At 73.2% G+C, this 8,471-nt stretch carries 7 protein-coding genes and 1 pseudogene; 5 read left to right on the top strand and 3 right to left on the bottom strand.

Translation table 11 applies throughout. The annotated features are described in order from the left end of the window. From H5J29_RS12910 to H5J29_RS12900, 3 genes and pseudogenes are all read left to right on the top strand, one after another. Positions 1 to 301, top strand: a pseudogene (locus tag H5J29_RS12910) (hypothetical protein); the annotation flags it as partial. Between the two features lie 26 nt (positions 302 to 327). Next, positions 328 to 918, top strand: a complete 591-nt coding sequence (gene folE / locus H5J29_RS12905) for a GTP cyclohydrolase I FolE (RefSeq protein ID WP_312858190.1) — start codon at positions 328 to 330, stop codon at positions 916 to 918. Positions 919 to 953: 35 nt separating this feature from the next. Then, positions 954 to 1,781 (top strand): LysR substrate-binding domain-containing protein, encoded by an 828-nt coding sequence (locus H5J29_RS12900; RefSeq protein WP_376768525.1) that lies wholly within the window; start codon positions 954 to 956, stop codon positions 1,779 to 1,781. A gap of 40 nt (positions 1,782 to 1,821) precedes the next feature. On the opposite strand, the gene H5J29_RS12895 is transcribed toward H5J29_RS12900, so the two are convergent. Continuing rightward, positions 1,822 to 3,057, bottom strand: coding sequence for a glycosyltransferase 87 family protein (locus H5J29_RS12895; protein ID WP_312858189.1), 1,236 nt, complete (start codon positions 3,055 to 3,057; stop codon positions 1,822 to 1,824). Positions 3,058 to 3,588: 531 nt separating this feature from the next. Then, on the bottom strand, positions 3,589 to 5,787 hold the full coding sequence (gene uvrB / locus H5J29_RS12890; RefSeq protein ID WP_312858188.1) for an excinuclease ABC subunit UvrB: 2,199 nt from the start codon (positions 5,785 to 5,787) through the stop codon (positions 3,589 to 3,591). A gap of 64 nt (positions 5,788 to 5,851) precedes the next feature. Between uvrB and H5J29_RS12885 the strand changes: the two genes are divergently transcribed. Continuing rightward, positions 5,852 to 6,376 carry a ribonuclease FAU-1 family protein gene (locus tag H5J29_RS12885; protein ID WP_181781179.1) on the top strand — a complete coding sequence of 175 codons (525 nt, stop codon included), beginning with the start codon at positions 5,852 to 5,854 and terminating at the stop codon, positions 6,374 to 6,376. A 313-nt stretch (positions 6,377 to 6,689) separates the two neighbouring features. Further along, complete coding sequence (locus tag H5J29_RS12880; protein ID WP_181781178.1) at positions 6,690 to 7,886, top strand: cytochrome P450; 1,197 nt, start codon at positions 6,690 to 6,692, stop codon at positions 7,884 to 7,886. Between the two features lie 31 nt (positions 7,887 to 7,917). Here the strand turns inward: H5J29_RS12880 and H5J29_RS12875 are convergent. Then, on the bottom strand, positions 7,918 to 8,471 hold a 554-nt coding region (locus tag H5J29_RS12875), incomplete at its 5' end, for an SDR family NAD(P)-dependent oxidoreductase (protein ID WP_181781177.1).

The raw sequence follows: 8,471 nt of genomic DNA, 5'->3' as shown, positions 1-8,471 counted from the left end.
CGGCAACGGGCACGGCTACGGCGCCCCGGCACAGCAGCAGGCCGGACAGCAGGGTCCGCAGCCCCCGTACGCCGTCGCGCCCAACTACGGGGCGCCGCCGGACTGGCGGCCCGCGACCACGCCGCAGGGGCAGACCTGGCCGCCGCCCAACTGGGCACCGCACCAGGCGCACGAGGGACAGCAGCGTCCGGCGCAGCAGGGCGGGCAGCCGCCCGCGGTCGAGCCGCCCACCCAGGCACCCGCCCCGCGGGCGTCGGAGGGCCCCGACCAGCCGGGTCACGAGTCGGGGAGCTCGCACTGAGCACGGGAACCGCCGAGGGTGCCGCCGTGAACGGGCAGGCCGCGCCGACCGGAGTGGATCATGCGCGCGCGGAGGCGGCGATCCGCGAGCTGCTGATCGCGGTCGGCGAGGACCCGGACCGCGAGGGGCTCAGGGACACGCCCGCCCGCGTGGCGCGCGCCTACGAGGAGCTGTTCGCCGGGCTGTACGTGGACCCGTCGAAGGTGCTGGAGCGCACGTTCGACGAGGGCCATGGTGAGCTCGTCCTGGTCAAGGACATCCCGCTCTACTCGACCTGCGAACACCACCTGGTGCCCTTCCACGGCGTCGCGCACGTGGGGTACATCCCGTCGGTCGAGGGCAAGGTCACCGGGCTGTCGAAGATCGCCCGGGTCGTGGACATGTACGCGAAGCGCCCCCAGGTGCAGGAGCGGCTCACGGGACAGGTGGCCGACGCGCTGGTCCGCAAGCTGGACCCGCGCGGGGTGATCGTGGTGATCGACGCCGAGCACCTCTGCATGGCCATGCGGGGCATCCGCAAGCCGGGCTCGCGCACGACCACCTCCGCGGTACGGGGGTTGTTCCAGACCTCGCCCTCGTCGCGCGCGGAGGCGTTGTCGCTGATCCGGGGCTCCTGATGGGCGGTCCGGTCCCGCATCCGGGCCGGTGCGTCGTGCTGGGGATCCTGAACGTCACGCCGGACTCCTTCTCCGACGGCGGCCGCTACCTGGACCAGGAGCACGCGGGGCGTGGGCTGCGGCTCACGGAGGCCGGGCTGGCGCTGGTCGCGGAGGCGGAGCACGTGCTCGCCGCCCTGGCCCGGGCCGACGCGGCCGTGGAGGCGTTGCGGACCACCCCGCACGGCATCGTGCGGATGGCGTTGTTCCCCTCCGGCGCGCGGATGATGCTGGCCGGGCTGCTGCGGCGGATCGTGGGCACCGGGGTGGACCTGCAGGTGCGCGACGTCGACATGACCCCGGCCGAGGTGACCGTCCTGGCCGCGGACTACGACCTCGTCGTCACGCACCGAGACGAGCACGGCACCCCGCTGACCAGCCCGCGCCACCGGGTCGTGCCCCTGGTCCGCGAGCCGCTCGACGTCGTGCTCCCGCCCGGGCACCGGCTCGCCCGGCGGCGCCGGATCCGCCTCGACGAGCTGGCCGACGAGCCGTGGATCAGCGTGAACGTCGGCTGGCCTGTCGACGACGTGCTCCGCTCGCTCACCACCGTCACCGGGGCGCGACCGCGGGTGGTGCAGCGGATCAACGACTTCTCCGTGACCGAGGAGCTGGTGGCGGCAGGAGTCGGGGTGGCGCTGCTCCCCCGCTGGTCCACGGACGACCGCGGTGGCCGCCGCTTCGCCCGCAGACCGCTGGCGGGCGTCCGCGCGGCCCGGATGGTGGAGGTGGTGATGCGGGAGAGCGTGGCCGAACGCCCCGCCGTCCGCACCGTCCTCGCCGCGCTCCACGAGACGATCGCCGAACTCACCGCGCGCGGGTGACGGGGAGCGGCCTCGGCACCGGCGGCACCCCCGTGCGGGCCTACTGCACGAACGGCCCGCTCGTCCGGTCCGGGTGCCGCGTGTAGTGGCGGAACGCGGCGGCGAGCAGCACGATCGCGATGATCACGTAGGTCGCGCCCGCCACCTGCTGCAGCGGGTTCCAGGTCAGCTCGACCTCGTTGTTGCCCGGCAGCCACCGGAACGGCGCGACCGAGAAGGCGACGGCGAGGACCGCCGCCGCCGCGATCCACCCCCGCGACCCGGTGCGCACCGCGTGGGCCCCCACGGCGAGCAGCGCCGGTGCGATCCACACCCAGTGGTGGGACCAGGAGGTCGGCGAGACCACCAGCATGAGCCCCGCCGTGGCGGACAGCGCGAGGGCGGGATCGGCCCGCCGCACCGTCGGCACGGCCAGCACGAGCAGCCCGATCGACGCGGCCAGCCAGATCCCGGTCAGCAGCGGCCCCTGCACCCCCCACCGTGCGACGACGGCCTGCACCGTCTCGTTCGTGTAGAACACCGAGCCGCTCACACCGGAGGCGGGCCCGCCGAACCAGTAGGCCGCAGAGTTGTGCGCGTCCACGAGGAAGCCGACCGCCGTGGCCACCATCGCCGTGACGACGGCGACCACCGCGGCCCGCACGTCCCGGCGCAGCAGGAAGAAGAGCACGAAGGCCGCGGGCGTGAGCTTGATGGCCGCCGCGATCCCGACGAGCATGCCGCGCGGCCACCAGGTCCGCGGCGCGAGGCAGTCGATCGCCACCAGCGCCATCAGGATCAGGTTGACCTGGCCGAACTCCAGGGTCTCGAGCACCGGCTCGATCCAGAGCAGGAACGGCAGGGCGAGCGTGGCGACCGAGAGCGCACCGGCCCGCCCGCCGGTGGGCCACGCCCGGAGTGCGGCGACGTAGAGCGTGACCGCGAGCGAGGCGAGCGACAGCACGAACAACGCGACCCAGGCGACCGTCCACGGGACGAGCGCGAACGGGGTGAGCACGATCGCCGCGAACACCGGGTAGATGAACGGCAGCGCGAGCCCGGAGATCGTGGGCGGCAGGGAGCCGTACGGGTCGCCGCCCGCGAGCCAGGTCTGCACGCCGATCCGGTAGACCTCGAGGTCGATGTGGTAGCCGTGCGTGTGCAGCAGCATCACGGTCACCGACACCGCCAGCAGCGGGATCCCCACCAGCAGTGGGCCCCGGGGCGACACCGTCCAGGCCCGGAGCCGCTGCACGGCCGCCCCGGCCCGCTCGGCGCCGGAACGGGTGCTGGACACGGTCACGCGGGTCGCCCTCCGGAGGCAGCTGGTCGGCCGGCACGGAGCGTGAACCGGCGCAGCACACGGTACCGACCGCCCCACCACCCCTCACCCGGGGAGCCCCGCCCCGACCGAGGAGCACCCGGCCCCACCACGGACCACTCCGTCCCCGCCACCCCCCGGTGATCACGAAGTCCCCACGGCGGCCCGGGGATCAAGATCACCATCTCGGCACCCGCCGCCGCGCCCAGCGCGGTTCCCTGCGCCGAACCACTGATCATGGGAGGGGTCGAGCCGATATCCCGCGTCCAACGCCCATGATCGACACCTCGGGAGCCGGACGGTCGACAGTCGACCGGAACCCTCCCGAAGCAGGGATCGGCCCGGATCGGGACGGGACGGCCCCGCCGGACAGCACCGTGCCCGGGGCCGGAGCGCCCCGCCCACCGCGAGGCACCGCACCGACGCCCTCGCACACCGCGCCCGTTCGATGATCATGACTGCCCGGGCCGGAAGCCCGTGATCACCGACAGACCGAGGCGGGTCGGGCTACGAGATACCGGCCGCGTCCATCCCCCGGAGCTCCTTCTTCAGGTCCTGCACCTCGTCTCGCAGGCGGGCGGCCAGCTCGAACTGCAGGTCGCGGGCCGCGGCGAGCATCTGGTCGTTCATCTGCTGGATCAGGTCCGCCAGCTCGGCGCGGGGCATGCTCGCGGTGTCCCGGTCCTTGGCGACCCCGGAGCTCATGGGCCTGGGCGCACGGCCCGGCTCGCCCGAGGCCCGCTTGCCCCGGGACTGGTTGCGCCCGGACCCGCCGACGGGCATCTCGGTGTCCTCGGCCTCCCGGTACACCTGGTCCAGGATGTCCGCGATCTTCTTCCGCAGCGGCTGGGGGTCGATCCCCTTCTCCGTGTTGTACGCGACCTGCTTGGCCCGGCGGCGGTCCGTCTCGTCGATCGCGTGCTGCATCGAGTCGGTGATCTTGTCCGCGTACATGTGCACCTGCCCGGACACGTTCCGCGCCGCGCGACCGATCGTCTGAATGAGCGAGGTGCCGGAGCGCAGGAAGCCCTCCTTGTCCGCGTCGAGGATCGCGACCAGCGAGACCTCGGGCAGGTCGAGGCCCTCGCGGAGCAGGTTGATGCCCACCAGCACGTCGTACTCGCCGAGCCGCAGCTGCCGCAGCAGCTCCACCCGGCGCAGCGTGTCCACCTCCGAGTGCAGGTACCGGACCCGGATGCCCAGCTCCAGCAGGTAGTCCGTGAGGTCCTCGGCCATCTTCTTGGTCAGCGTGGTGACCAGGACCCGCTCGTCCCGCTCGGCGCGCTCGCGGATCTCGCCCACCAGGTCGTCGATCTGGCCCTTCGTGGGCTTCACGACGATCTCCGGGTCGACCAGGCCGGTCGGCCGGATGACCTGCTCCACGAACTCGCCGCCGGTGCGGGACAGCTCGTACGGGCCGGGCGTGGCGGACAGGTACACCGTCTGCCCGATCCGGTCCGCGAACTCCTCCCAGGTCAGCGGGCGGTTGTCCGTGGCCGACGGGAGCCGGAAACCGAACTCCACGAGGTTCCGCTTGCGGGACATGTCGCCCTCGTACATGCCGCCGATCTGCGGCACCGTGACGTGCGACTCGTCGATGACCAGCAGGAAGTCGTCCGGGAAGTAGTCGATCAGGGTGGCGGGCGCGGTGCCCGCGCCGCGGCCGTCGATGTGTCGCGAGTAGTTCTCGATGCCGGAGCAGAAGCCGACCTGACGGATCATCTCCAGGTCGTACTGGGTGCGCATGCGCAGCCGCTGCGCCTCGAGCATCTTGCCCTGGTTCTCCAGCTCGGCCAGGCGCTCCTCGAGCTCTCGCTCGATGTCTCGCACCGCGCGCTCCATGCGGTCCGGCCCCGCGACGTAGTGCGTGGCCGGGAAGATCCGGACCTCCTGCTCCTGGCGGATCTCGTCCCCCGTCAGCGGGTGGAGGTAGTACAGCGCCTCGATCTCGTCCCCGAAGAACTCGATCCGGATGGCCAGCTCCTCGTACGCTGGGATGATCTCCACCGTGTCCCCGCGGACCCGGAACGTGCCGCGGGCGAACGCCACGTCGTTCCGGGTGTACTGGATGTCCACCAGCAGGCGCAGGAACGCGTCCCGGTCCAGCTCGGTGCCGACCTCGAGCTTCACCGAGCGGTCCAGGTACGACTGCGGCGTGCCCAGGCCGTAGATGCAGGACACGGACGCGACCACCACGACGTCCCGCCGCGAGAGCAGGTTCTGCGTGGCGGAGTGCCGCAGGCGCTCCACGTCGTCGTTGATCGAGGAGTCCTTCTCGATGTACGTGTCCGTCTGCGCGATGTACGCCTCGGGCTGGTAGTAGTCGTAGTACGACACGAAGTACTCGACGGCGTTGTGCGGCAACATGTCCCGGAGCTCGTTCGCCAGCTGGGCGGCCAAGGTCTTGTTCGGGGCCATCACCAGCGTGGGCCGCTGGACCCGCTCGATCAGCCACGCGGTGGTGGCCGACTTGCCGGTGCCGGTGGCACCGAGCAGCACGATGTCCTGCTCGCCGCGGGTGAGCCGTTTCTCCAGCTCGTCGATCGCCTGGGGCTGGTCGCCCGCCGGCCGGTACTCGCTGACGACCTCGAACCGCCCGCCCGTCCGCTCGATGTCGCCGACGGGGCGGTACTCGGAGTGCGCGAGCGGAACGTCCGCCTCGCCACCCTCACGAGCACTGCCGGGAACCTCAGTCGCGAATGCCACGACCCCAGGGTACGAGCGACCACCGACAGTTTCCTGCTGCGCCCGTCTCGGGCACTATCGGGGCATGCATCCGCCGAAGATCCAGACCTTCGACGTGCAGGCCGGGGTCAACGTCGACAACAAGGGTTTCCGCCGCGAGGTCCGGGAGTTCCGGCGCGCTCCGTTCGGCCTCTACATGAGCCGGGAGATCGTCGGGCGCGCGTCCACGAGCTGGATCGAGTCCTGGCTGCTGCCCGAGCTCGGGATCGTGGTCAGCGACTGGACCTGGCGGACCGGGCACGAGCGGGACCAGGACTTCTACCTGGACATCGCCCGGGTCGAGCCGGGCGAGGACCTCTGGCGGACGACCGACCTCTACCTCGACGTGATCGTCAAGACGGGGGCGTGGACCGAGGTGCTCGACGTCGACGAGTTCGTCGAGGCGGTCGCCACCGGCCTCCTCGACACCGGCACCGCGGAGTGGGCGATGCACCGGTGCACGGAGGTCGTGGCGGCGCTCGCCGGCCACGGCCACGACCTCGACGCCTGGCTGGCCTCGCGCGGGATCACGCTGACCTGGCGCGGGCACGGGACCGCCCAGGCGGGCTAGGGTCCCGCACCGCAGGTCCGTCGCGATCTCGGCGGATCCGGGTTCACGCAGGCCAGGCAGCCGGTCCGAGGCTCGTACCGGGTGCACTCGCCCGACCGGCGACGCCGCCTGCGTGGGCCTTCGAGATGTGCAGCGGATTCGCGGTGCGGGACACTAGACCCCCCGGCCCGCGTTCTGCGCGGCGTCCTCGCCCGGGTCGCCTGCGGTCGTCGTGGTGGTGCCCGAGGCCGCGGATCGGGCTCGTCGAGACCATGGGCGGCGGGGTCTCGGTCCTCGACGGCAACGCGTGCGTGGTCGCGGTGCTGGAGGCCCCGTGACGGCTACCGGTCCCGACCTCCAGACCGCCGACCTGCTGTCGCCCGCGGCCGTCGCCGACCCCTACCCGCTGCTCGCGGAGCTGCGCGAGCACGATCCCGTGCACTGGAGCGAGCGCTACCGCTCGTGGTTCGTGACCCGGTACGCCGACGTCGACGCCGCCCTGCGCGACCCGCGGTTCTCCTCGGACCGCATCGCGCCCTACCGCCGCGCCCGGCTCGACGGGCCGGGCGCCGACGCGGGCGTCCGAGCCGCGTTCGGCGTGCTCGAGGACTGGATGGTCTTCAAGGACCCGCCGGACCACACGCGGCTGCGCAAGCTCCTCTCCCGCGCGTTCACCCCGCGGGCGGTGGAGCGGATGCGGGTGCGGGTCGCCGAGATCGCCGACGAGCTGCTCCGCGACCTGGGCCCGCACGCCGACCTGATCGGCGAGTACGCCTACCCGCTCACCTCGTCCGTCGTCGCCGAGATGCTGGGTGTCCCCCGGGCGGACCAGGCGCTGTTCAAGGACTGGTCGGACCGGATCACCGGGCTGGTGTTCGGCGGGCTGGGCGACCCGGACCGACACGCCGACGGCGCGGGCGGCATGGCCGAGCTGACCGGGTACCTGGACGAGCTGGTGGCCCGGGGGCCGGACGCGGAGAGCCTCGTCGGGGCGCTGGTGCGGGCCCGGGAGGCCGGCGACGCCCTGACCCACGCCGAGGTCGTCGCGACCGGGGTGCTGCTGCTGTTCGCGGGCCACGAGACCACCACCAACCTCATCGGCAACGGCCTGCGCGCCCTGCTCCGCCATCCCGACCAGGCGCCGGACGCCCCCGGCACGGTCGAGGAGCTGCTGCGCTGGGACGGTCCGGCGAAGACGATCGCCCGACTCGTGGCCGCGGACGTCGAGCTGGGCGGGCGCACGCTGCGCCGCGGCGACCGGGTGTTCCTCTGCGCCTCGGCCGCGAACCGGGACCCGGCGGTCTTCCCCGACCCGGACCGGCTCGACGTCACGCGGCGACCCGGCAGGCAGCTCGGCTTCGGGATCGGCCTGCACTACTGCCTGGGCGCCCCGCTCGCCCGGCTGGAGGCCGCCATCGCCATCCCCGCGGCCCTCGACCGCTTCCCCGACCTGCGGCTCGCCGAGGAGCCGCCGGCCTGGCACCCCGTCCTGCTCTCCCGCGGCCTGGTGCGCCTGCCGGTCCACACCTGATCGGCCCGAGCCGGTCCCGTCCCCGAGACGGTCACCGCATGCTCCACCCGCCGTCGACGGTGAGGGTGCTGCCGGTGAGGTAGGAGCCGGCGTCGGAGGCGAGGAGGAGCAGCGGGCCGTCGAGCTCCTCGGGGCGGCCCACCCGGCCGAGCACCGGGCCCGCCTCGAGGAGCTCCGCCCTCGTCTCCAGCAGTCCGCCGGTGAGCTCGGAGGCGAACCAGCCCGGGGCGAGGGTGTTCACCCGGATCCCGTGCCGCGCCCACTGCGCGGCGAGGTCGCGGGTCATCCCGGCGATCCCCGCCTTCGACGCCGAGTAGGCGGCCTCCGGGAACGGGCCCGTCGTGGCGCCGAGGGCGGAGCCGACGTTCACGATCGACCCGCCGCCCTGCGCGATCATCTCCCGCCCCGCGTGGATCGCCATCTGGTAGGCGCCGAGCAGGTTCACCGCGAACAGCCGCGCGGCGCGGGCGGGGTCGTCCGCCTCCGCCCGCCCCACGTAGGCGGTGCCCGCGTTGTTGATCAGCACGTCCACCCGGCCGAGCTCCGCCACGGCGGCGGCGACGAGGGCGGCGCACGGCCGGGTGG

Source organism: Pseudonocardia pini (genome assembly GCF_013870575.1).
Classification (GTDB): domain Bacteria; phylum Actinomycetota; class Actinomycetes; order Mycobacteriales; family Pseudonocardiaceae; genus Pseudonocardia; species Pseudonocardia pini.
Note: the sequence above shows the minus strand (reverse complement) of the source record. Positions and strands in the feature narration are given on the sequence as shown.